Source organism: Desulfobulbus rhabdoformis, from assembly GCF_016919065.1.
Classification (GTDB): Bacteria; Desulfobacterota; Desulfobulbia; order Desulfobulbales; family Desulfobulbaceae; genus Desulfobulbus; species Desulfobulbus rhabdoformis.
The window spans coordinates 1-25282 of record NZ_JAFFQA010000047.1 but is presented as its reverse complement, the minus strand read 5'-3'; the positions used below and the strand labels follow the sequence as shown (position 1 = coordinate 25282).

The following is a 25282-nucleotide window of genomic DNA, read 5'->3' as shown; positions in this document are numbered from 1 at the left end:
CAAAACTGCCCCCTGTGTTTATCCAACGAGTGTCGGAGATAATTCGTCTATCCTGCTTCCCTTCACGCTTCATCGCTAAGGCAGGAACATTTTTCAGGTGAGCAAGGCGATCAAAGAATGAATTTGTCACCTCTTCTCTTTTTGTTCTGAACCGAAGAGGCATGATCTTCAGAAATAACATGCGCTAGGTCGTATCTGTCGCGCGACACGACCGTTGATAATTCGCAGGCGTTACCGAGGCATCAGAGCAAACACCCCCCATCCCAGGTATTCACGGGTATAAGCGGAGTAGCGCTCTGGCTCCGAGGTCAGTTGAGTTCGAACAACTTTCGCAAACTCGTCATCGGGGTTGGCTTCAAGCCAGCGGCGCATGGTAAGCCATTTGGCTGCTTCGTATCTGTCCCAACCATCTTGGTCAGCCAGAACCATTTCAACCACGTCGTAACCAAGCTGGCCGAAAGACGCGAGAAGATCTGGAAGCATGAGAAAGTCGGAGATTGAGTTGGCAAGACACCCCTTGGCAACATCTTCCGTTTGTGGAAATTTCCGCCAGTAGGGTTCACCGATGAGTATAATCCCTTTGGCTCGTAGACTGCGGGAAAGAAGTTCTAGAGTTCCAGAAATTCCCCCACCAATCCAAGTGGCGCCGACACAAGCTGCCACATCGACCTTCTCGGCGGATACATACCCCGCAGCATCGCCATGGATGAACTCGACTCGTTCATCGACGCCAAGTTCTTCAGCCCGGAGCCTCGCTTGCCGGGTAAACAACTGGCTCATGTCGATACCAGTGCCGATGATGTCGTGATCGCGCGCCCAGGTGCATAGCATTTCTCCTGAACCGCTGCCGAGGTCAAGCATTCGAGTCCCTGGCTCCAGACGAAGCGCTAGGCCGAGAGTGGCAAGCTTTTCAGGTGTTATTGGGTTGTGGATGCGATGAGCACTTTCAGTGATGTTGAATATTCGCGGGATGTCCATTGCAGAAAATTCTCTTAAGGATAAAGAATCGGGAGGGAGACTGGATGCAGTAAACTGCGACACGCCCCCTACCTTCTCCTATTATTGCTCTGTAACCGCAAGCTTGGCGGCCAGCATGGTAAACATGGCGGCAAATGACTTTTGCAACCAGGTCGTCACGTTAAGCGAGTTAACCACATATTTGCGCGCATAGTTTGCTGAAAGGCCGTAGAGGATGAAGATAACGAATGTCATGGCCATAAAAATTGAGCTCAATACAAGCATTTGAAAAATCGGCGAATGTGCTTGCGGAGAGACAAATTGAGGAAGAAACGCCAAAAAGAATATCGATAGCTTGGGATTGAGAATGTTGATCAAAAAGGCCCGAACGGCGATTTGTTGCAGATTTTGAGTCGAATCTTTCGAACTCAGCTGCAAGGCACCTGTTTCCCGCCACATGGACCAAGCTAGATAGAGCAGATAGGCAACACCTACATATTTGACCGTATGAAAGGCAAGCGAACTCACATGGAGAATCGCCGACAACCCAAGAACACTTGCCAATAAATGGGGCACAATGCCCATTGTACAGCCTAATGAGGCCGCGATGCTCGCCCTCCTCCCCTTAAAAAGACCTGCGGAAACGGTATATAAAACGCCTGTTCCAGGCATCAGAACCACAACCAACGAAGTGAGTAAAAATTCAGTGCTCATTATTTCTGCATTCCTTGCGTACATGCATTGAAAAAAGACGGACTCCATTGATGGCAATGGAGGAAGTGAAATTGCTAGCCCGCGCGTGAGCCCTCCGAGACACCAGCAAATGTACACAGAGTCGCCAGGGGCGAGGAGGGAAAAGGTTCCAATATGCTTACAAAGCATAAAAAGCACTTACAGTCATAACCTGCAAGTGCTTTATTCTGCTGCTCCAGAGAAGTGGTCCAAAAAGAGGGACCACTTCTGTCTTTGCATCTGGAGTTTGTTCATTCTCGGATAGTCTTTGTTCCCCGACCGACAGCAATTTTGGTGCGGATTTGTCATCTTCAACATCTGAACATCCAAAAAGAATTCACACTGCGGGGAACAAGACTATGCAACTTGAGATCAGTCACCTCAATAAAACCTATACAAACGGAGTACATGCCCTTAACGATGTCTCCCTGTCCATTGGCACCGGTATGTTTGGCCTTCTCGGTGAAAACGGGGCCGGAAAATCCACCCTGATGCGTATCATCGCCACTTTGCAGGATGCCGATTCCGGCACCATTTCTTTTGACGACATAGATGTCCTTGCCAGGCCTGATGCCCTGCGCAGAAGGCTAGGCTATCTGCCCCAGGAATTTGGAGTCTATCCTTCGGTCTCAGCTGAGGAGCTGCTCCTCTACATTGCTGATTTAAAGGGAATAACTAATAAGGCTGAACGGGCTGCCCAGGTTGAAGCACTCCTGCTTAAGGTAAACCTGTGGGAGGCACGGAAACGAAAAATTGGCGGATTTTCCGGTGGGATGAAACAGCGTTTCGGTATTGCCCAGGCTTTACTCGGCTCCCCCGAGCTGATCATCGTGGATGAACCAACCGCAGGACTCGACCCGCTGGAGCGTAATCGCTTTTATAATCTGCTCTCGGAAATCGGAGAGCACACCGTAGTAATCCTCTCCACCCACATTGTCGAGGATGTCAGCACCCTGTGCAACAACATGGCAATCCTGGGCGGTGGTCGGGTGCTCAGGGTGGGCACGCCGGCCGAACTTGAGCAGAGTTTAAACGATCTGCTGTGGACCAGGTCCATTGAGAAAGATGAACTCGCCAGCTACCAACAGAGCTGCGATCTCCTCTCCAGCCATTTTCACCTCGGCACCCTTAACATCACTATTCGCTCCGAAGCCGATCCAGGAAACGGGTTTGTGCCTAAACAGCCAAGCCTGGAAGACACCTATTTCTACACCTTGAACGCGAACTCAAATCAACAATGAACAGCAGAGGAGCGCGCAGTGATTCCACATATTATCAGGTTTGAACTGAAATATCGGTTCAAGAGCCCGCTTACGTATCTGATTCTCTTTATTCTTGCAGGCCAAGGCATCTGGTATGCCTACGGTGTCTATGACTATTACACCAGCGACGAGGCCCTCATGAACGGAGCCGGCATTTTCTACCAATGCCTGGCCGGCGGAGGAATGATATTAATCGCCATTGTGGCAATGATCAGCGGCACAACCCTATACCGTGATATTGCGGAGGGATCTGCTGATTATGTCTATGCCTGCCCACTTGATGAAAAGCGTTTTTTCCTGTCCCATTTTCTGGTGGCCTATTGCATCAATATCCTCCTGGTTGCAGCCTATCCACTTGGCATGGTGCTGATCAGGTATTCCGGTTTGGGTGCAGCGCATCTTTTTGGCCCCACCCATTGGCTGCAGCTTCTCCACGGCTACTTGATCTTTTGTCTTCCCAATCTCTTTTTGCTGACCGCAATCTGCTTTTTCTGCCTGGTGTATACCCGCAGGATGTCGTCAGCCTATATAGGTGTTACCGCGGCCATCATCCTTTTTTGTATCAGCGAGGTGATGAGCGATAATTCGCCCCATCGTTTCTTTCTGGAGGTGATGGATCCTTTTGGCTATGTCTATACCAAGCTGGCGGTACATGAATTACCGGTGGCTATGAAAAACACGGCCTTTCTCCCCCTTACCACCTCCTTCTGGGTGAATCGCCTAGTATGGTTGTCACTTGGCCTGATTGGCCTGTATCTGGCCTACAGAAAATTCTCCTTTCATGCGTTTATCCAAAGACCATCTGCTCAAACACGTACGGTAAAAACGGATCAGCCTCGTCAAGTTGATCAAACAGATAAAAGAGGCACGCATATCCTGCCAGAACCACAACAAATCCCTGCGGTAAGCTGCCATTTTTCTATCCGGGACAATATCGATAAAATCCTTCGTCTGGCCCTGACGGAATTTCTCACTGTGATCAGGCCAACGTCTTTTAAGATTATCTTTGCCATTCTTGTTTTCATAGTCTTCATGCAGGACCTGTTCTGGAATTCCACGTACTATATTGGCCATCAAATGCCGCTGACCTCCGGAATGTGCAATGTCCGGCTGGTCAATGGTTTTGTCTTTATGATCATCCTCATGCTCTACGCCGGGGAGCTGTTTTTCAAGGAACGAACCACCGGCTTCTGGCAAATCACCGGAGCCACGCCCGCACCAACCTGGGTTCTGCAGATTCCCAAACTGCTTGCCATGTTTGCCACGGCCTTTCTCTTTGCACTGACGATATTTCTTGGCGGCGTACTCACCCAGCTCCTTCAAGGATTTTTTGATATCAACCTTGGCCTGTATATCACTGATATTTTTGGCTATAAATTTGGATGGCTCACCTATGTGCTCAATATTGTACTGGTCTTTTTTCTGGCAAGTCTCTTTGGCAACCGCTACCTGACCCATATTGTTGCTGTCGGCTATTATATTTTTATGATTGTCAGTTTTGATATCGGTATGATTGAACAGCTTCGCTTTGGCTATGCGCTCAGCCCCGGAGGAGATGATTACTCAGAAATAATGGGCTATGGCATCTGGGAACAGAGCACGTTCTGGTTTTTTGTTATGTGGGCTGTTCTGGCGGTATTTTTTGTATTGAGCGGTATTCAGTTCTGGAGGCGTGGAACCGGGCAGCGCATTTTTGACCTGCGACGAATAACCGGTGGAGAACTGCCACTTCGGGCCAAGGCTATGGCCTTGGCCACTTTACTAATTTTCTTTCTGCTCCAGGGCGTTATCGTGCTCAAGGCCAATGCGCTGCGCAATTATATCCCATCTGATCAGGCCGATCTGGAAGCGGCACGCTATGAAGAGCAGTTCAAAAATCCTGCCGCCAGCAATCAGTTCTCCCAGGAGCTATATGAGCTGCGCGTTGACCTCTATCCAGAAGAGAGAAAAGCGGAATATGCGGCAACGCTTGCTCTGACCAATCTGTCTGACAGGCCCGTGGACAGGCTTTATCTCAATGTGGATGCCCATGGCACAATACAAACGCTGACCCTGAATCATGAGCCACTGCAACGGCTGCAACGAGACAAAGCACTGGGCATGTTCGTCTATGGCTTGTCAAAACCACTGCAATCAGGACAACGGGCAGCGCTGTATCTTGAGGGCCGCCGCCAATATAAGGGCTTTCCGCAGACCTCTGATGAGCCTCAGGCGGATCTTGCTGCAAACGGCCTGTTTTTCACCAAAGCGCTTCCCTACATCGGCTTTGATGAGGAGAAAACACTGCGGGATAACCGCGACAGGATTATTCACAAGCTTCCCAAGCTGGCCTCACGGCTTGCTCCCGTTGATGATAGTATTAGCCTGCAAAGCGGGTTTGTCTCTGCCTGGAGCCTTCCTGTTGATGAAAGCAAGACCAATATCACGGTGAGCACCACGGCCCTGCAGTTGCCCTTTGCGCCAGGAAAAATGATCCGCTCATGGCACGAGGGCTCCAGGAATTATTCCCACTTTCAGGTAGATGCCACCAATATGGTGCAGCCCTATATCGGCTCAGGCCGATTTATTAGCCACCAAAGCACCATGGAAGGTGTGGAAATTACACTGCTGCATCATCCTGGCCATGACTATAATCTCAAGGAATTTGATGCCGGGCTCAAAGCAGGTCTTGCCTTTATCAACCAACATCTCGGCGTTTATCCTTATCCCCAGCTACAAATTGCTGAGATCCCCTGGTACCAGGAGGACTCCTATGCCATGGCTGGTGCCATTGCCCTATCCGAAAAAGAGGGCTGGTACGCAGACTGTGATGTGGCTGAGATCCGCGGTTATATTCAGTTCGTTCTCGCCAGGGATCTGATCAGACAGTGGCTAGCCGCAAACGGCTTTATTGCCGATGTTCAGGGCGCTGATATGCTCTGGACGGCCCTGCCTTCCGCGCTGGCCCTGCAGGTGGTGGAAAGCCAAATCGGCAAGTCCCAGGTTGAGGAACTCTTTGTCAAGATGCGCAAGACCTATCGCAAGGATCGCACCAATGAGCCCAACCAGGAGCCTCCGCTCATCTTTGCCGATCATATCGACTATCTTGAGCCCAACAAGGGCACCATGGCACTGTACAGGCTGGCAAAAAGCATTGGAGAGGACACTTTCAACAAGGCAGTGGGCGATTGGGTGAGGGGAAATGATGGAGCGCTGGTCTTCCTCGATTTCTATGAGGAGCTGAAGGCAAAGTATGAAATAACACCGCAGCTGCGGGCATTATTTACCAGGGGTGGAGAAGCAGCCTTCATCACTCATACTTCATCCCCAGGCCTGCTAACCGGGAATCATTGACGAAGGAAGGCATGGAACTATCTGCAGAGAGCAGGTTATTGACAAAATCCTGCTCCTGCAGGGCCTCTTTTAGGGTGTCTTGAATAATTAGATTTTTCAATCAAGGCCAAGGATTGCGCAAAATTTTACCGCAGGCATATAGTTGATATTCCGAGGATAAAATTTTAAGCGTGACGCAGGGATTGGCAGAAAAAGCAATTATTCAAGATGCCCTATTGTTTGTTCGGCCTCTGCTTCACTTTTTGAAAACGGATCAAAAAGCAATCCTTGTTAGGAACTCACCCTTCGCAGTGCCTGGGCCGATGATACGCCCGGCACTGCCCCGCCAGGTACCCCAATGCGCAAAGGATGCCTTTCCAATGATCAGTACAGTACTGCAACTACAGCTTCTGAAAATGATAGCAGCTTCCTGTAAAAAAGCTGTCGGCAGAGGAACAAATCTTGATTGGGTAAGAACTCGTTGACAGGATAAGAAGATCGGAGTAATGAATTTAAGCAAGACTAAACTTCTTAAATATAGCTTATTAAATTTATGTGTCCAAATAAAAAACTTACCCCCATTTCTCTTTCATTTAGTGTTGATGATTTCATTACCTATCAGGGGAATCAGGTGTTCAGCCCTTCTTTTCCTGAGCCAAATGAGCTGTGCTGGCATTGTCCTGATGAGCTTGGTTGCGGTACTTTCAAACGGATAAAGATACGGCCAGGCTTTGATTTATGGCTGTCTGACTGCTCTTTTTATCGTGACATCCACTTTAATGACTACAATGTGCCAGCAACTATTCAGTTCAGCTTTACCCTCTCCTGCAATTATTATGTCCGCTTCAATGGATGCAAGGATATACAGCAATTTTATGGGGAATATCAGGCCATTGGATTTCATAACGCCCCATGCTCCTACTGCAAGATCATGCATGATATTCCTATGCGCTATGTCTCGCTAACCCTTACTCGGGATGCCTTCATAAGCTGCTTTGAGGAATATATGAAAAACATGCCTGCCTTGATACACAGGGTTATGAAGATGGATACGGGGTCAGGTTTCCTCTATAAAAGTGCCATTACCCCTTCAATTCGAGAAGTGATGCAGCAAATAATCGATTACCCCCATAACGGTCTTACCCGGAAAATATTTATGGAGAGCAAAGCACTTGAATTGCTTTCACTGCTCCTTCATCAAATCAGTGATTGCCCACCCAAATGCGACGGTTGCCCGCTTATGCATCCCCATGACAAAAAACAGATCCAGGGCGTGCGCGACCTGCTCATCAACAACCTGGACACCCCGCCCAGCCTTAAAGAACTGGCCAGATCTGCTGGCATGTCCCATCCTAAATTAAATCGTTGCTTCAAGCAGGTCTATGGCATGACCGTGTTTCAATATTTACGACTTGAACGCCTGAACAAGGCAAAGAACATGCTGCAAAAAGACGGCTACTCGGTAACTGAAACGGCCCTTGAGGTAGGATATGACTCGGTGAGCCACTTTTCCCAAGCCTATAAAAGGCAGTTTGGCACCTCTCCGAGTTCTTCACTGAAAGTTGCCTGAGATGCTAAGCATCCCCTCATGGGGCCAGCTCTATTGACATGGCCGCTCACGAATCCAGGGTAAATTTTACATGCACGATCCTGTTGGAAAATTTTGGTTTTAACAGGGGGAGTCGGGCAATCCGACCAAACCATTTCCAGCGATCCTTGTGATAGTCAAAATAGTTCCATTCTTCGATATACTGTATCCCGGAAGTCCATGATTCCACCTCGCGGCAGTCTTTGGGCCCCCATTTAAATTCCGCTGCACTTTCCATCTTACTCACCGCGTCATGATGCTTGCTTCTACCCACCCCAAGAGGAGCAAGGGCTTCAAACAACATTTCGCTCCCCGGAAGCCGGGCAGCCAGCTCTAGAAACAGCTTGCGCACTTCCCGTTCATCAAAGTACATAAGCATGCCTTCGGACAAGAGGAGAACGGGTTTATCTCCACAATCAACCTGATCAAGCCAGGAGAAATCAAAGGCGGAGGCAGCAATCAGTTTGTGCCTTTCGTCCTCGCTGAAAAATTGTCGCCGCAGCTCAATGACTTCCGGTAAATCAAGATCATACCAGCAATGCACCTGATCCTTGAATCGTTCTGCCCTGGTATCAAGCCCGGCACCCAGATTGATCACCACGGCCCCCGGATTGAGTTGCAGATAATTCCCGGTTTCTTTGTCCAGCAACATGGTGCGAATGGCAACACCAAGCTGTGACAACCAAACCTTCTCAAATTTGGAAAAATCGTAGTCAATTCGCGCCACCATTTCCATGGCTTTAGGATCACGTATGATCGGCTGTTCCTTTTCAGTTTCAACCGCCCTTGCCCATAGCGGGATAAGTAATGTTTCCGGAACTCCGGTTAATTGTTGATTCATTTTTTCCCTTTTGTGCGCTGATTATTGGGTTCAGCAAAAACAGATCATTGAAGGAATTTGAAGGCATAGTATCCCAAAGCCAATAAAGAAATGCTGTCGCACGATGAACAAAAATTGCCCCGGGGTGAAAAAAGGAATCGGTTTTTAAAAGCGAGGTTCGCCTCCTTTTTCGGGTGCGTTCGCCAGACCGCCCAGATGATGTGAAACTTGCGGGTGTCTTGAATAATTAGATTTTTCAATCAAGGCCAGGTAAGCGTAGACTCCGCGGGATTGGCAGAAAAAGCAATTATTCAAGATGCCCTTGTGTGATAGAGATAGCTTGGGGTTAGCTTTTCCGCGCAGCCAGCAGCAAGGTAGGAAAGGCATTATTCTCGTCGGGTAGCTGTGTGGTAAAGTTGTCAAAACCAGCCTCAGTCAGTGCCTGTTTTAATGTCTGCTCCGGGAGCGCGTGGGTTGGATATCCCATGACTCTGGTTTGCAGCTCAATCAGCGCAAGGATGATTTCGCTTTCCCGGTCACAGGCCTTGTCGCAGACATGATTGGACACCAGCAGGCCGCCCGGCTTCATGGCGGCATTCACTCTTTTTAAAAAATCGACCAGACTACCGTTTGCCCCGTATTCATAAAGAAAATGGGAGGTGTAGAAAAAGTCGTAGCCATCGCCAAAGGAATCTCCTTTTTTGATATCTATGCCATGATAGGTGACCCGGTCAAAATCAGGCTCGTTTTGTTTCAATTCCCTGGCGTTTTCGCACACTGCAGGCAAATCATATACATGGGATTCAAGATTCGGGTTTTCCTGCAAAAAGACGTAGGAATAATAGCCGATATTGCCTGCAAAATCGCACATTTTCGTGCACCGGAAAAATTCAGGGAGCGCTTTGATAAAGGCGAGAACATTCTGTAATCCACCGGCTTTCATGCCCTGTTCCATATTCATGCAGGCCTCTTTGCTGCTCCACATTTTTTCATCAAATCGCGAAGCCTCACCCTTGAGTGCTCCAGCCAGGTTATCAAAAGGGCCACTGCTTCCGGAAAATTTTCCAATGGCTGCAAGCTGGTTGGCCTCGGACCCAGCAACCAGATAATCGCTGGCAAGAGGAGTCAGGCTGCAGGTATCATCAGTGGTGGAGATCAGTCCGATTTTTTCCAATACACCGAGAATCGCTTTCGTCACAGGCTTTTTAGTCCCTGCTTTTTGGGAAATATCATCAAATGAGCGGGGTTTTCCTGAGAGTATCTCAAAGAATTGCGCCTCCACTGCCGCATTGATCACTTTTGGCAGATAGCTGAGATACAAGAGATTGTTGATTGTACTGTATGGTGCTTGTAATGTTGGGACATTCATTTTGACTCCTGTCTGCTCTGTTTTTTTGGTAAAATCGAAATAACTGGCGATTTCCGTTTCATTCACGCACGGTTTCCCCAATGCTTTCAATGGCATGTTCCTCGCGTCTGGAAACACTAGCTAGTCATTCACTGCAATGGCAAAGGTCTCCACCTTGGTAAATTTCCAGACAATCTGCATAAGCTTCGATATATTCCTGCAAACTACTCCCTCTTATCAATCATGAGGGTGTCCTGACCAAAGGGTTGCAGCCAGTGCAACAGAACCGGTGTGATAAAGTAGTCGGTCAAGAGGGCTGCCAGGATACCAATGGAAACCAGATAGCCCATATTGACAAATACCTTTGCCGCTGAAATCAGATAGGCAGAGAAACAGAGGATCAATACCGTGGAGGTGAGAAAGAGGGCTGAGCCCACAGAAACAAAGACCCGGCGTGTACTTTCGGCGTAGCTGCCTGTACGCGAAAACTCCAGCTGGCTGTGATTGATAAAATGGATGGTATCATCCACGGCCAGGCCAAGAAGCATGGGAATAATGGTCACGGTCATCATGTCCAGGGGAATGCCCGCAAAGCCCATGATACCTCCTACGGAAATGGCCGGGGCTATATTTGGAATCATACCGATCAGGCCGGTTTTCAGGCTGCCAAAGACCAGGGCCATGAGCAGGGCAATAATACCTAGCGCCAGAAAAAATGACTTCACCTGCCCTTTGGTTACATAATCCTGCATGACCGTAAACTGTGAAATAGAACCAATCAGGAGCACATGGGCATCAGGAAACAGCTCTTTGCCACGCTGCTGTATGAGGCGAAGCTCCCGATTCGCCTCACCGGAATTATAATCACCCATTTCCACCATCAGGCGCAGGCGCTGATAGTCGTAATCCACCCATTTTTCCGTTTCCACACCACCGGCATTTTCATAGAGCAGGAGCAACTGGGCGATCATTTCCCGGCTCTCCGGGATGCGGTAATAAGCAGGATCACCGGCATTGAGGACCTGGTTCATATCCTTGACGATATCAACCAGAGAGCTGACCTTTTTGGTCAGGCGCAGCTCTTTTACTTCTTGGATTAATTGATCGAATTTTTTTAAATTTTCCGGATCTTTTGCTCCCCCCGGCTCGTCGAATTCAAAGGCAACGTCATAGGAATAAAGGGACCCCACCTGGGATTCTCCGATATGGTTGAGGCGGTTGACATAAGGCACCTTAAGGCCAAAGGTCCGCCTTACATCAAAAGAAACATCGAAACGGGTTATCCCTGCCAGACAGATTGCCACAAGGACCAGCATAACCGAGATACTTGTCCTGGGACGACGCAATACCCGCCCTCCCAGATAGCCCATCAAGCGTTCCAGCCATCTACCTCCCTTTTCCACAAACACCGGGTGCGGCTCACGATCCTTGCCAAAGCTCAACAACGAAGGCAGCAAAACGATAACCAGTACATAGGTCACCGCCACCATGCAGGCACCGGTGCCTCCTACCCAGCGAATGGGGCGCAGGGGAATGAAGATAAAGGAGAGCAGTGCTGCCATTGTGGTGAGAGCACTGAAAAACAGGGGCCATCCCGTCTCTTCAATGGCATGGACAATAGCTTTTCTTCGTTTGCCGGTCTGCCAGAAGGTGCGTTTGAAATAATTAAAAACATGGATCGAATATCCTATGGAAACCGCCAGACTGAGGAAGACAGGAAGAAAAATCATGCTTGGATCAGTGCTGATCCCCATAAAACCTTGAACGCCCAAAACGATTACCAGGGAACTTATGGCCGTAACCAGTGGGAACACCACCCCCCGGACACTGCGCAGGGCAATAGCCAGTACCACAATGGTTAGAAGCAGGGAAAAACCGAGCAGGCGCGGGGTTTCCTTGCCGAAAAAGGCCATCTTATCTGTATTGGTAATGGGAAGACCTGCATTCTTGGGATGCAGCATGGCATATTTGGGCTGTGCTGTGATCTCATTAAAAATACGCCCGACCGCCATTATGGGATTTTCTTCTGTCTCCTTATTCCATTCTGTGGGAATGGGTTTCATGCGCAGCATGATCCAGGTCTCTTTGCCATCGGTAGAGACAATACGGTTTTTCATGGAAGACTTGGAGAGCGCCATGGATTTAATGCGCTCAAGAGCAGCCCTGTCTGTAGGAACAGGATCAGGTACCAGGTCGATAATCTCCATGCCTTCCTCTGTTCCATAGGTGAATTCAAAATCGGTCAGGGAAACCAGATCGTCGGCATAGGGGACCTTTTGCTGTAATTCCTGCCCCAGCTCACGGATCTTGGTCAGGACTTCCGGGCGAAACACATTGTCCACCTCCACCAGGACCGCGCAGAAATCATCGTTACCAAAGATCTCCTCAAAACGGTCTTTTACCGCCAGCATTGCATCGTCTTCCAAAAACCATTTATCCATATCCAGTTCGGTTTCAAGACGCCCCAGCCCAACGACTGCGGTGATAAAAATGATGGCATAGAGAATAAGGTTTACCCACCTGAAACGCAGAATTGATTCACCGATGCCTTTGAAACAGGTATTAATTCGTTCTATATTTAGCATATTATCTTCCTATATTTTTGTAACTTAGGCCTGAATCCGTGAGCATTCATCGGTGCGTCCAGTTTCGTTGTTTGTGACGTACCGATTAAAGGGTGTCTTGAATAATTAGATTTTTCAATCAAGGCCAAGGATTGCGCAAAATTTTACCGCAGGCATATATGTGATATCGGAGTCTTCGCTTACCTCCGAGGATAAAATTTTAAGCGTGACGAGGTAAGCGCCAGACTCCGGGGGATTGGAAGAAAAAGCAATTATTCAAGATTCCCTAAAGTACACTTTATCGGTATGTTGCAGACAATGAAGGTGGCGTGCTGATGGAGGCCCCAAGGGGCGACGGGTAAAGCTGAACAACAAATGAATTCATTTAAAAATCTTTGTCCCATTAATAGGATACGTTGTTCAGAGACCATCCGCCGTCACGGATTCAGGTGAGAAGCTAAAAACTGTATTTTATCTTGATCCACACCTGGGAATTGTTCTCGTATTTGCCAAAATTCCCCTCGTCACCACAGAAAATATCTGCACCAAAGAGCAGGTGCAGTGCGTCTGTCATGGCGTAATCCGCCTTGGGACGAAAATAGCTTTCCCCTTCATTGAGATCGAAATAGAGCATGCCCGATACGGTCAGTGTCTGATTAAACAGCTCCTTGGAGATGTTCAGCGTGACCATGCTCTCCATTTCCTCATCCGCAAGCGCTGCATCGTAATTCACAATAACATCGCCGGTGAGCTGGGCTGTAACGCTCCAATTGTTTCCCGGTGTCCAGTCGACTCCGCCCAGCCATTTGAAAAGATCTTTTTTCAATGGATCAATGGTTGGACTGTCTGTCTCGTGATATTTCCCCACATAATAGGCGGCCTCTGCCCGGAAAACGAAATCAGACCAGGGGCGTGAACACTCCAGCCCGATTACGATGAGTCGATGATGTTTGGGGCTATAATCGATATGGAGCACATCATCTGTAGAGTAGGTGCTGCGATGATAGGTCGGGTTGTCGTCCCAGGTATAGAACAGGGATGCAGCCAGATCGAGCCCCGACAGCCAGGCCGCGACTTTTACCGCGACCTCACTGTTTTCAAGCGAAGTGCTCGGCTCAATGGTCTCAGCCATAGCGACCTGCTCGTTTTCTGCTCTTTCACTACTTACCGCCCATGGGTTATCGCCAGTTGGCTGGACTGCAGCTTCAAACACAGGAATCCAGATAAACTCAGTGGTGATTGCATCGCCCAGCAATCTGAACTTGACGGCATTCACCGGCATACGGATTTCATCAAGGTCACGGGTTATGGATTCGCTATAATCAGGCGGCGAGATAATATCGGTGATTTGCACGCCATCGGCCTTTCCCCAGATAATGATCTGCCTGCCGATGCGCAGGTCCCAGCGATCAGCGGCGTGTTCCAGCCAGGCCTCCTGCAGATCAAGGCCTGATTCATCTTCAATCTGCCAGTTTTTTTCAGCATCGCCGGAAACAAAAGCGTAAAGCATGTTGAAATCGGCAGTCATTTCCAGACGAAGCCGTGCCCGCGAGGTCAGCACATCATTTGGCGAATGGGTACGTAGCGACTGAATGGTTTCTGCCCAACCTGTCAGGGAAAAAGGTGCCAGCCAAAGCTGGTCGCTTTCTTCTGCCCTGGCCTGATGACCAGGCATCACCGCGTCAACGGAAGGCAACACGATGAGCAGGGCAAATACAAAATGCCTCAACGGATATTGCCCCGCTGGATGGTCGAAACCCGGAACAGGCTATCTTTGACACCTGTGTCATATTCAGTTTTCGCCATCTCCATCACAGTTTTATGTTGGCGAACCACATCGTCCATCTCAGATTTCAGCAGGGTCCAGAAACCGTCCTGCTGGATGAAATCAAGCGCCCTATATATTTTCAGCAGGCCGTCCTTGTCGTAGTATTCCGCCTTGACGATCATATCGGCATCTTTATTTATCCACAGGATCTTACGGGTATACATGTCCTCAGGATCAACAGGAATTGACTCGACCTTCCAACAGTCATGGCCATCCACGCTCTCTTCTGCAAGCAGGGTATGGGTATCTTCCTCGACATTCCGATCCCCCATGTCGTCGTAGGTAAAATCGCTTCCCATGAAATATTCGTTTTTGGAAGATCCGCTAATGCGGCGCACTTTCTTCAGGGCTGGCATATACAGCCATTTGTCATCTTCGCGGGAGGGATCGTCATATTCCCAGGAAAGAAACGCTGTCTCCTTCACATCAGCCGGTTTAAGAAAAACCATGACAGACTTTTTATCTTTGCCAAAATCCTTCGAGAAATTCCTGACTTCCCTGATCCGTTTCCGCCCATTTTTATTGATCAAAGTCATGGTCATCAGCGATTTTCTATCCTCCCCGTCGGGCCTGTCATCCACCCGTGTCATGATAGCAAGCCCGGTGGGAGTTGTATCTGCATGCCCAGGCGGAGGGATAAAGCTCATCAGTAAAAGAAATAAAAAAGCCTGTACCGAGGGAAGTTTCTGTATGATTTGCTGCATAATTTTCCTGTTATGAAGATAAATAGTGTTCTTTTCTTAACGAGAAAAGTAACACCAGCCAGACTGTTCCGTCTATCGATGGCAGAACTTTTATTATTGTTTAAGGAAAAGAAATATAGCCTCGGGCAGGAAACAGCAGATTATTCCGCAATCAACAGATTTTATTCGGCAGTCAACAGCAAAATAAAAGTTTTGATGGTATTTTCTCCTTTGTATGCTCGGAAGCAGAAAAACAATGAAGAGGACAAAAAAGAAAAGCACATGAGTGAAAAAATAACTATCAGTACCGGCAATGTTCAGGAGACCCTGCTGCTGCCTTTATGGGGCAGAGCGATGGAAACGGGGAAAGAAAAACCGCGCATGATCGACAACAAGGCCGTGGAGATCATGGACCGGCTGGACTATGATTTTTCAGTGATCACCAAAAATCTCAATCCGGTGAGCCAGCTTGGCTGGGTTGTACGGAGCCTGCGAATAGACCAGGTGGTCTCGCAGTTCATTAAAGAGCATCCACGCGCCACTATCATCAATATCGGCTGCGGCCTGGATACGGTCTTTGAGCGGGTGGATAACGGAGAGATCCTGTTTTATGAATTGGACCTACCTGATGTGATTGAATTACGAAAAATTTTTTTCGAGGAGAACCCGCGCCGCAAGATGATAGCCCGGTCATTTTTGGAGAGAGACTGGTATGAACAGATAGAAGTGCATGACGGTCTGTTCTGCATCGCTGGCGGGGTGTTCTGCTACTTTGAAGAGGCGCAAATAAGAGATTTTTTCATTGCCATGGCCGACCACTTCGGCAGTTGCGACTTTTATTTTGACACCCTCTCCCCGCTTGGGCTCAAAATCGCCAGAAAAAAAATACTCAAGTCAGGCGGCATGGACGCCAAAATGCCCGCAAATCCCTGGGGCGTTAAACAACCCAAAACTATGGAACAGTGGGATCCCAGAATAAAAGTAATCAGCGCGCATCCCTTTTATCAGGGGATGAAGAAAGGTGTATCGTTTTCTGAATGGCTGGGTTTGAATATTGCTGATCTGCTTGGCATGGCGTCATTGGCGCATATACGCATGGTCTGATGGAACACAAAAAAAGCTATCCACCAGATGCCACCACCGGATTTCTCTTCAGCGCGGTAACGCTTGGTATGAAGCGGAAGCTGACAGAGCATTGATTGCAGCCGGCTTCCAGAGCACACAGGAACAAGAGGTGGTCCTTGTTCACCTCTGGAATGAAGATGGCCCCCACAGGGGGGCCATGGCATGCCCCAGTTTATGGGCATGGGATTCAAAGCAGTTAATCCGAGTAGGCCTAGGCCGTGGATGCCAGCATAACAACAAACAGGAATAAGAAAGTACGCTTCTTCATTTTTCTCTTTTTTGAACAGGTTGGAAATACACTTAAAACCGGTAACGAATTCCTGCACCGATGGTCAGAGGATCGCCGAATTCTGCCAGAGCAAAGCCGGCGTTTGAGAGGTACGACTCGATATACTCTTCATCGGTCAGGTTTTTGCCATAGACATAAAAGTCCCAGAGACCGGCCTGATAACCTACTTTGGCATTAACGGTGATGTACGCGTCATCTTCAACAAAAGTCTTGTTCAGGTCATCATAGAAAGAGGTCTCTCCGGCTGCCCGCAGGTCTGCCCTAGCGTAAAAACCGCGGGGGCTTCTCCACGAAATACCGGCATTTGCGGTATACGAAGGTGTTTTCTCGATATCCTCTCCATCAAAGATGACACCGCCACCGGCATCATAGCTATCGTATTCTGCCTCAACAAGGCCAAGTGCTGCGCTCAGCTCAATACTGTCAGTCAGCTGATAGGCCATATCAATTTCAATGCCCTGGGAATGCGCACTGTCGGCATTATCCGTCAAATAAATGCCAGGAGCACTGGACTTGTAGACGTGGATATCCTCAATATCCATGTAAAACAGGGCCACTGAGATACGGAGCCGGTTCAGGCTGCCCTTGATGCCAATCTCGTAATTCGCAGTCTTTTCCGGTTCAAAGCTGTTTTCTTCGGCGGTACCGGAAGTGGCAAAGAAATTAAACCCGCCGGGCATGTAGCCTTGAGAATAGGAGACATAGGCCTTCCAGTTGTCGTTGATCCTGTAAGAAAGGGCTGCCTTGGGCAGGAAAACATCCCAGTTCTTCTCCCCCGAGTAGGAATATGATGGCGCGCCGGCCGTCCCCACCGGCAGGGCATACATATCCAGGTCGATACTCTTGTCAATATGCTGATACCTGCCGCCAAGGGTCAGCTCAAAACGCTCTCCCATCGGTACCATGGCCTGCCCGAATGCAGCATAGGTATAGGTATCGGTTTCAGAGATGGCATTGTATTCATAGTTGCCGTAAAAGGTGTTGGACTCGTCATAATAGGGGAACTGCTGGCCATAAGGACCGGACTCAAAATTTTCGGTATCAAAAAATAAGCCCCCAACCCAGCGAATTCCTGTCTCGTTATTACTGGTTAAACGAAGCTCCTGGCTATAAGCGTCAAGTTCACTGTAATTAAACTGCACCAGATCGTCATAGTAAGTACCGGACATGAAATCAGCATCATACTCCCCCTCAACATCCTGATTAAGGTGAGTGGTTGTTGAGTTGAAGGTCAGGGCGTCAAAAGCATAGCTCAGTTGTAAACTTTGAGAGAGGCTATCTGTGTCGATATAGGTAGGCTTGTCAAAGCTGACATCTTCGGCATCGTCCCTGTTGAAATCGCTGAAATTCTGTCCCACGGGAAGTGCATAGCCATTCAACCAACCGTCTGATTTGTTGTCCAACGCTAAGGAGAACCTTGCTGTAAAACGGTCTGTAGGTGTGTACAGGAAAAAGCCGTTTAACTGCAGGTTATCGGTGTCGTTCCCATCTGACCCCATACCGGGATAGGTATTTTCTATCCAGCCGTCATCCTGCCGGTACTTGCCATTAATCCCCATAAAAAGCTTGTCCTCAACCAAACCGCCGCTGAGATTAAAGGTTCCCTGCATATAATTGTAACTGCCGTACTCGGCACCGAGGATACCATGCCAGTCATTTTCCGGATCTTTGGTGACGATGTTGATAACTCCGCCAATGGCATCTTTACCGTACAGGGTTCCCTGGGGACCGCGCAGCACCTCGACCCGCTCCACATTGGCCAGGGAGGCATCAAAACCGTAGCGGTTGATGATGGGCACACCGTCAATATAAATGACCACGGGGTTGCTGTTGGTAAACGTGGAGGGGTTCAGCCCCCTGAAACTCACCGCATTGCCATGCATACCTTTGGATGACATCATATTGGGGATTTCTTGGATAACTCCACCGACATCGCTGATGCCCTTTTCCTCCAGTATCACCTCCCCCAGCACCGAAATACTCTGGGGCACGTCCTGGATGTCTTCCTCTACCTTGTTGGCTGTAACGGTGATGGTTCCCATCTTCGTGGCCTGCTCGTTTTCTGCATCCATTGCGGCCGTGACCTCCTCAGCCAGCAAAGGCATGTTGCAGCCGATGCAGCATGACAACAGCAGAATTTTTTTCAGGTATTTTTTCCGTTCTCTCTCCTGCATTCTTTTCTCCTTTTTTCGGGTTAAAATTTCCATCCCTTCATACGTTGTTGTTCATTCCAGAGTGCAGTATAGAGCCCGTTTTTCTGCAGCAGATCATCGTGTTTGCCCAGCTCAACAATGCGGCCCTGCTCAAGCACTACGATTTGATCCGCCCTGGCAATGGTGTTGAGGCGATGGGCAATGACCACCACGGTTTTATTGCAGACCAGCTCATCAATGGCGGCCTGGAGATGTACTTCGTTTTCCGGGTCCAGGGCGGCAGTGGCCTCATCGAGAAGAATGATCGGTGCATCTTTTAACAGCGCCCTGGCAATGGAGATCCGCTGCTTTTCCCCGCCGGACAAAGTGCTACCGCTCTCGCCCACCATGGTGTCGTACCCCAGGGGAAGAGCGGAGATAAAATTGTGGCAGCAGGCTTTTTGGGCAGCCGCGATGATTTCCTCGCGATTTGCCCCTGGTTTGCCAATACGGATATTGTTGAGAATGGTGTCGTTAAAGAGGTAGACGTCCTGAAAAACCATGGAGAGATTAGCCATCAGCTGTTCGTTGCTGTAGTCCCTGATATCGCGGCCATCCAGGCTGATTTGTCCGTGATCCACATCCCAGAATCGGGCAATCAAACGGGTGAGGGTTGTTTTTCCTGAACCGGAAGGCCCGACCAGGGCGGTCAGGGCGCGTTCGGGGATATTCAAGTCGATCTCGCTCAGAACCCGCCTTGTGTTATAGCTGAAAGAGACCTTGTCAAAGCGGATGTTGTGTCCTCTAATCTGTAGGTCACTCTGACCTGCTGGCAGTGGGGCCGTCTTTCGCAGGTTTTCGACTCGATCCACTCCCAGGCTGTAATAATGAAGCTCAGCCATGAAAACCAGGGCGTTTAAGAGCGGTTCATAAATTCTGGCACCCAGGACGAGAAACATAATGTAAAAGGGCAGCGAGAGTTCGCCAGCCATTAAAAGCGTGAGCCCGAAAAGGATGATCAACACCAGACCACCATGGAGGATAAAGGCGGAGAACAGTACCGTGGGCCCCACCGAGGCTTCAAGGCGTATGCTGTAAATCTTCAGATTACGAAAAGACTGCTCCAGGCGATCAAATTTTTCTCCTTTCAAGTTAAAAGCCTTGATCAGGCGAATGGTCTGAATGTATTCGATCATGCGTGAGGCAGCAGCCACCTTGTATTTCTGATGCCACTTGCCGAAATACAAAATAATGCGAAAGGAAATCCATGCTGCGGGCCAGGCAAGAGGGATAACCAAAGCCGCGGCCAGGGCCAGCTTCCAGTTGATAAAGAGCAGGCAGAGGATCAGGGTGGTCGGAGCGGCAATGGCCCCGCAGATTTGCGGGAAGAGATGGGATATCATCTGCTCGATATTGGCGTAATCCGAAACCAGATAGGCCCCGATATCCCCCGGATCGCGGGTATTGTAAAACCCCATGGAGAGCTTTCTGAGATGGGCGGCAATGGCAAGCCGGCCATCTGCACAAATCTCATAGGAATCCTTGTAGGCAATGAAATAGGCCTTGCGGCTGACCACAAAGAGCAGCACCAGCATGATGAGCAGCAGCGCATAAACCAGCCAGATCCGCTGCAGATCAAGGGCAGTGCCGGGCTGCTGCAGGGGCTTGAACAGCTCCCAGAGGATAAGCAGCAGAATACCGTAAGGTGCTCCCCGCAGAAAATATTCAAAGACGGTCCATAGAATCAGGGGGCGTAGCCGTTCCGGACGTCCCATGGTGGCAGATTTCATTAAAGCGACATAATTCATAGTCAATTATCCTCCCTGCGAGAGGTCAGCACCCAGTCCCGCGATTGGGTATAGGTCTGCCACATGCGGGCATATATTCCGTGGTGCGCAAGTAGTTCTTCATGCCTGCCCTGCTCTGCAACCTCTCCCTGGTCTATGACCAGAATCTGATCGGCATTGGTGATGGTGCTGAGGCGATGGGCGATGACCAGCACCGTCTTCCCGCTGATCAGGCGGGAAAAGGCCTCCAGAATTCTGCCCTCGTTTTCCGGGTCAGCATAGGCGGTGGCCTCGTCGAGAATGACAATGGGAGCGTCTTTTAAGATGGCTCTGGCAAGGGCAATACGTTGCTGTTCACCACCGGAGAGGTAGGTGCCGCCTTCACCGACCAGGGTTTGGTAGCCCTGGTCCAGCTCTTCTATAAATTCATGGCACTGGGCGGCTTTGGAGGCTTCGATCAGCTCTTCATGGGAAACTCTGTCATTGCCCATGCGGATATTTTCCTCAATGGTATCAAAAAACAGCATGTTGTCCTGGAAGACGAAGGCGACATGTGCCATGAGGTCAGCACTACGGATAGAGGTAATGGGTGCACCGCCGATAAGAATCCGTCCGCTGTCCACATCCCAGAACCTGGCTGTGAGCATGCCGACGGTGCTCTTGCCAGCGCCGGAAGGCCCCACCACGGCGGTAACATTGCCTGCAGGAGCAACAAAAGTGATGTTTTTTATTACCGGATCATCCTCATAGGAAAAGGTGACCTTCTCAAAAACAATATCCGCACCCTTGGGCTTAAGCGGCTGCTCCGGCTCCGGGATTTCAGTCCTGTTCAGGATATCGTCAATCAGGCCAATGCCCAGGGTGTTTTGATTTAAAAAACCAGCAAGAAACATGAGCTTTAGCAGAGGAAAAAATACGCCACCGCCCAGGATGAGAAAGAGAAGAACCGTGGGCAGATAATCGGCATAGGAGGGAGCCTGTTGCAGCAGTACAATGGCGGCAGGAATAAGAAAGACAAAGGTCGAGGAAATCAGAGTGAGAAAGCCGGTGTAGATCATGGCGAATTTTTGAGTAATCACCACGCAAAAATCGCGGAAATTCTCAATATCCTGCTGGAGTCGCTCAAAACTGTTCAGGCTGCGGCTGAACACCTTGACCACCTGGATGCCACGTACATACTCGACAATACTGCCATTCATCCGCCCGAGGGCTGCGTGATAGTCCTTATACTGTTTTTTTTGCGAAGGCCGCATCATCATCACCGCCTGGATTGATATGGCCCCGGCAAAAACAGCCAGAACAACCAGGGCCAGCCGCCAGTCGATGTAGAAAAGGTAGGTTACCACCAACAGGGGAAAAACCATGGCGGCGGTGAGATCCGGGATATGATGGGCTACAAAAAGTTCGATGCGTTCCACATCTTCGGCCATGATTTTCTTCAGCTCACCCGAGGAACGTTTGCTGAAATAACCAAGGGGAAGATTGGCCAGCTTCCGGGCAAGTGCCACCCTCATTTCATAAAGGATGGTAAAAGCGGCGATATGGGACATCATGGCGGATGTATAGGTGAGCACGCCAAAGATAACAATCGACCATAAACTCACCCATGCCCAGTGCCAAATGAGCTTCTGGTCGATGTCCTGGAGAGATGTGGCATGGGCGGCCAGTTCGCAGATGATATTATAGATGGCAATATAGGGTACAAACTGGGCAATGGCCCCTAACACGGCCAGGCACATGGAGCCGATCAGCCACCACTTTTTGGTGCCGGCAATCTCAAGAAGCCTGATCAAGCCGGTTTTGCGTTGTTGTGATTTTTTTTCGAGCATGGCGTTCCCGGATTGAAGCACTATGCAGCAACTTTCAGCCGCAAAAAAAGTTAGCGCTTATATTTTTATATTAATTAAAAAAATTAGCTACATCTAACTTCAAAGCGCGCAACATAGCGCCCGAAAGGCAAAAGCGCTGTCGATTAAGGAACGATTATTGTCGATATGTGAACAAAAGGAAGGATTGTTTGTGACTCTTCAGGTGTCACAAAAACTTGACTCGTGACAAATACATGCCTTTGCAGGGCTTGTTGTTGAGCTTGCTTCCCGAAGTCAAATTCTATGGCATGGGTGGCGGTAGTGCAGTCCGCCCGTATTCGATCTGGTGGAACAACTTCTGTTTGGTCGTTATGAGACGAGTACCATTTTCTCTGGTGGTATTTTTTCAGATAGGAGTGTGCGGCGTGGAGCCTTAAAAAAAAGTTGTACAGAAATTGTACAAATCACCAAAAACAAGACAAGCACTTACAGCCATGAGCCGTAAGCGCCTGATATTCTCGCGTTCCAGAGAGGCTTCGCCCCTCCGACACCAGGATTAGGAATTAGAAATCCGTTTTAATCGTTTTTAATTTCAAATGGTTACAAGGTAACACAGATACGGAGTGTCACCGCCCTCCCCCTTGCTCACGGATTTTACGGGCCTCTTCGCCGACAAAATCGAGCCCGACATGGGTGTAGATTTTGTTCGTTGTCTCTATATTGCTGTGCCCCATTATCCGTTGTAACGCGTAAGGGTTCATCCCGGCCTCGGCTGCAAGGGATCCAAAAGTATGCCGCAACAAATGATGGTATACTTGCCGACTCAGTCCCGCCTTTTTCGTTGCTCGAATCAACCCTTTCCGGATTGAATAATATGGTTTGCCGGTTGTAGGGTTGACGATCAGATAGCCTTCAAGCCGTTCCGATAGGACCTTGTTTAATACCTCTTCAAACCTGATGGACAGGAAAGGGACGATTCTGTACTTGCTCCCCTTCCCATAAACTCGGATTGTCTTACGGGCTTCGTCGATATCTTCAACCCGCAAGTTCAGTGCTTCTTCCTTTCGGAGCCCATGGTCCGCCATCAATAGAAAAATAAGCCGATACTCTGGATCCAGGCATTCATACAATTTGTCCACCTGGCGGCGAGTCAAAGGCTGAACCGGCTCAGCTGTCGTTTTCTTTTTGGAAAATCGTGGAATGGTGAACGCCAACGGCTGGCAGTATCCATGCTCTGCAGCCCATTTCAACAGGCTGGAGAGATAACTCAGGTTTTTATTGATCGTGACTGGGGCCAAATTCCGCTCGAGCAGATCCGCCTTGAATTTATTGAACAGGGCGATGGTCAACTGTTTTGGCTGAAAATTACCGAACCATGGAACAATATGGTTATCCAGGCAAAAACGCATGTCATTGACAGTATTGATTGAATTTTCCGTACGGTACCACTCGAGGAACACGGCAACCATATCCTTTATTTTTGGAACGGATCCCTCGACTACGTGATCGGGTTGCTGCCGTATGGATCGCTCGTACCTCCAGGCCTCCTCATAAGAACCATTGAAGGTAATACGTTCCCGTTGCTTTCCACGTCCGATGTCAATGACCCACCATTTCCCAGGTTCACTTTTGGATTTGGTGGGATGGGGGCGAACACTCACAGTTCGCTTTTTTCTAAAGATCGAGCTTTTGTGTGTTTTTTCCTTCTCTTTAACGCCTTCCAGAGATTGTTATCGACGTATGTAAAGGATTGGGGGGGGCGACACCCGGTCGCAATCTGATCGAGCGCTATCGGATTCTTAAACACTTCCACTCGATCCACAAGAAGCCCCAGGCCAGCATCCTGGTTTCCATAATACCCAAAGAAAAAATCTTCAGTTGTGCCGGACACCTTTTTGAATTTTCTCCAGAGCTCGGACGGATTTGCTTCGATCACATCTTTCACGCTAAAATAACCGGCAATTTTCCCTTCAGGAGCGGTCACATACATCACAACGTGTTCGACATGACGCGGAATATTGAGCTTCCGAAATTCTACCTTTTTTTCCCCCCTGAATATTGCATGGGCGAATTTGGGATGAATCGAAATCATGATTACATCGCTACGTGTAGCCTTATCCATTGTATTGCCGTTGCGCTAAGTTCAGTAATAGATTGTGGTTGCGCATTTAATATACCATTTTTTCTAAGTGTTGGCAGGCGAATATAGGGAGGGCCAGTTGCCTTTACCATTCTGAAAAGTAAAGCTAACACCTCTTTTGAATTACACATTTCTACTATTTCGTCAAAAGGATACACCGTCCTCTTGCCCACAAACCGAGCGATTTCAGAAGCATCTTTGGAGCGAATGATATTCTCTACAATCCCTATGCAGGTGATGGCGGAGATGTCTCGGGACCTATAGAAAAAAAGGTTATCCCCGACGGAAATTTTCTTCGTCGAGGCCTTACAGATATACGCCTTCCGGATTGCATTCCCACACGGTTTTAATGGCACAGGCGCAATGCTTGTTTGCATTGGCCCCAATTCAGGGAACAAGGTCAGGTGATATTCCGGCTTAATAGGCACAACGAAGGATGCATTGTTTTTGAAACTCGTAATTCTTGGGCCAAAATTAATATGGAACTCCAAGGAGGATTGTTTTTCGGCTTCTTCCGTTGAATATTGAAATCTCTTACAGAGAGCAAGTTCATCGGGTGAATCATCATTCTCGATCTCAAAAAATCCAAAATCATTGGCGAATGCGATAAGCTGAGCTTGTTTTGGAAATGCGGTAAAATATGAGAATTGATAATGATTGTGTTCAATGAATTCGAATAATGGTAACCGATCACGGGGTCTAATTTTTTCGCTGGCGTCGTAAGCCAGTATTTGCTACGGTGCTGTTATGGAAATCACAGCACCTATGTACAAAATTCGAGGTCGCCACCTCAACCAGCACGATCTGGATGAAATTCGTCAGATCACTGCCGACCATTGGGATAAGGGGCGCACGGCGATCTCAAAAATTCTCTGCCAGCGGTGGCAATGGCGACAACCTAATGGCC

16 protein-coding genes are annotated in these 25282 nt (G+C 48.9%); 4 read left to right on the top strand and 12 right to left on the bottom strand.

Features of this window, described 5'->3' with window-relative positions:
• Window positions 1-231: 231 nt before the first annotated feature.
• Together JWJ90_RS18850 and JWJ90_RS18845 are read right to left on the bottom strand one after the other, a co-directional pair.
• A complete protein-coding gene (locus tag JWJ90_RS18850; RefSeq protein ID WP_205228787.1) occupies window positions 232-978 on the bottom strand; it encodes an SAM-dependent methyltransferase in 747 nt (248 codons plus the stop codon).
• 81 nt (window positions 979-1059) lie between these two features.
• Window positions 1060-1674, bottom strand: a complete 615-nt coding sequence (locus JWJ90_RS18845) for a LysE family translocator (protein WP_205228798.1) — start codon at window positions 1672-1674, stop codon at window positions 1060-1062.
• Between the two features lie 374 nt (window positions 1675-2048).
• On the opposite strand from JWJ90_RS18845, the gene JWJ90_RS18840 reads away from it, so the two are divergent.
• From JWJ90_RS18840 to JWJ90_RS23770, 3 genes are all read left to right on the top strand, one after another.
• The gene (locus tag JWJ90_RS18840) at window positions 2049-2930 is read left to right on the top strand and encodes an ABC transporter ATP-binding protein (RefSeq protein ID WP_205228786.1); all 882 of its coding nucleotides are present in this window, start codon (window positions 2049-2051) and stop codon (window positions 2928-2930) included.
• Window positions 2931-2948: 18 nt separating this feature from the next.
• The gene (locus tag JWJ90_RS18835) at window positions 2949-6284 is read left to right on the top strand and encodes an ABC transporter permease (protein ID WP_205228785.1); all 3336 of its coding nucleotides are present in this window, start codon (window positions 2949-2951) and stop codon (window positions 6282-6284) included.
• A 769-nt stretch (window positions 6285-7053) separates the two neighbouring features.
• Window positions 7054-7833 carry a helix-turn-helix domain-containing protein gene (locus JWJ90_RS23770; RefSeq protein WP_205228784.1) on the top strand — a complete coding sequence of 260 codons (780 nt, stop codon included), beginning with the start codon at window positions 7054-7056 and terminating at the stop codon, window positions 7831-7833.
• Window positions 7834-7879: 46 nt separating this feature from the next.
• On the opposite strand, the gene JWJ90_RS18825 is transcribed toward JWJ90_RS23770, so the two are convergent.
• The 5 genes from JWJ90_RS18825 to JWJ90_RS18805 all read right to left on the bottom strand — a co-directional run bounded on the left by JWJ90_RS18825 (window position 7880) and on the right by JWJ90_RS18805 (window position 15115).
• Window positions 7880-8692: a class I SAM-dependent methyltransferase gene (locus tag JWJ90_RS18825; protein ID WP_205228783.1), complete on the bottom strand. Its 813-nt coding sequence runs from the start codon at window positions 8690-8692 to the stop codon at window positions 7880-7882.
• Window positions 8693-9017: 325 nt separating this feature from the next.
• Window positions 9018-10106 carry a methyltransferase gene (locus JWJ90_RS23765; RefSeq protein WP_205228782.1) on the bottom strand — a complete coding sequence of 363 codons (1089 nt, stop codon included), beginning with the start codon at window positions 10104-10106 and terminating at the stop codon, window positions 9018-9020.
• Window positions 10107-10243: 137 nt separating this feature from the next.
• Entirely contained in the window at window positions 10244-12604 is a 2361-nt protein-coding gene (locus tag JWJ90_RS18815; RefSeq protein WP_205228781.1) for an efflux RND transporter permease subunit, read from the bottom strand.
• Window positions 12605-13040: 436 nt separating this feature from the next.
• On the bottom strand, window positions 13041-14312 hold the full coding sequence (locus JWJ90_RS18810; RefSeq protein ID WP_205228780.1) for a DUF1302 family protein: 1272 nt from the start codon (window positions 14310-14312) through the stop codon (window positions 13041-13043).
• Window positions 14309-15115 carry an outer membrane lipoprotein-sorting protein gene (locus JWJ90_RS18805; protein WP_205228778.1) on the bottom strand — a complete coding sequence of 269 codons (807 nt, stop codon included), beginning with the start codon at window positions 15113-15115 and terminating at the stop codon, window positions 14309-14311. The genes JWJ90_RS18810 and JWJ90_RS18805 overlap by 4 nt, the downstream gene beginning before the upstream one ends.
• A gap of 261 nt (window positions 15116-15376) precedes the next feature.
• On the opposite strand from JWJ90_RS18805, the gene JWJ90_RS18800 reads away from it, so the two are divergent.
• Window positions 15377-16198 carry a class I SAM-dependent methyltransferase gene (locus tag JWJ90_RS18800; protein ID WP_205228776.1) on the top strand — a complete coding sequence of 274 codons (822 nt, stop codon included), beginning with the start codon at window positions 15377-15379 and terminating at the stop codon, window positions 16196-16198.
• Between the two features lie 321 nt (window positions 16199-16519).
• Here the strand turns inward: JWJ90_RS18800 and JWJ90_RS18795 are convergent, their stop codons facing one another.
• From JWJ90_RS18795 to JWJ90_RS18775, 5 genes are all read right to left on the bottom strand, one after another.
• Window positions 16520-18682 (bottom strand): TonB-dependent receptor, encoded by a 2163-nt coding sequence (locus tag JWJ90_RS18795; RefSeq protein ID WP_205228774.1) that lies wholly within the window; start codon window positions 18680-18682, stop codon window positions 16520-16522.
• Window positions 18683-18702: 20 nt separating this feature from the next.
• Window positions 18703-20448: an ABC transporter ATP-binding protein gene (locus JWJ90_RS18790; protein WP_205228772.1), complete on the bottom strand. Its 1746-nt coding sequence runs from the start codon at window positions 20446-20448 to the stop codon at window positions 18703-18705.
• Between the two features lie 2 nt (window positions 20449-20450).
• Window positions 20451-22256 carry an ABC transporter ATP-binding protein gene (locus tag JWJ90_RS18785; RefSeq protein ID WP_205228770.1) on the bottom strand — a complete coding sequence of 602 codons (1806 nt, stop codon included), beginning with the start codon at window positions 22254-22256 and terminating at the stop codon, window positions 20451-20453.
• A 605-nt stretch (window positions 22257-22861) separates the two neighbouring features.
• Window positions 22862-23896: a tyrosine-type recombinase/integrase gene (locus JWJ90_RS18780; protein ID WP_205228768.1), complete on the bottom strand. Its 1035-nt coding sequence runs from the start codon at window positions 23894-23896 to the stop codon at window positions 22862-22864.
• Window positions 23893-24357 (bottom strand): ASCH domain-containing protein, encoded by a 465-nt coding sequence (locus JWJ90_RS18775; RefSeq protein WP_205228766.1) that lies wholly within the window; start codon window positions 24355-24357, stop codon window positions 23893-23895. The genes JWJ90_RS18780 and JWJ90_RS18775 overlap by 4 nt, the downstream gene beginning before the upstream one ends.
• Window positions 24358-25282 lie beyond the last annotated feature (925 nt).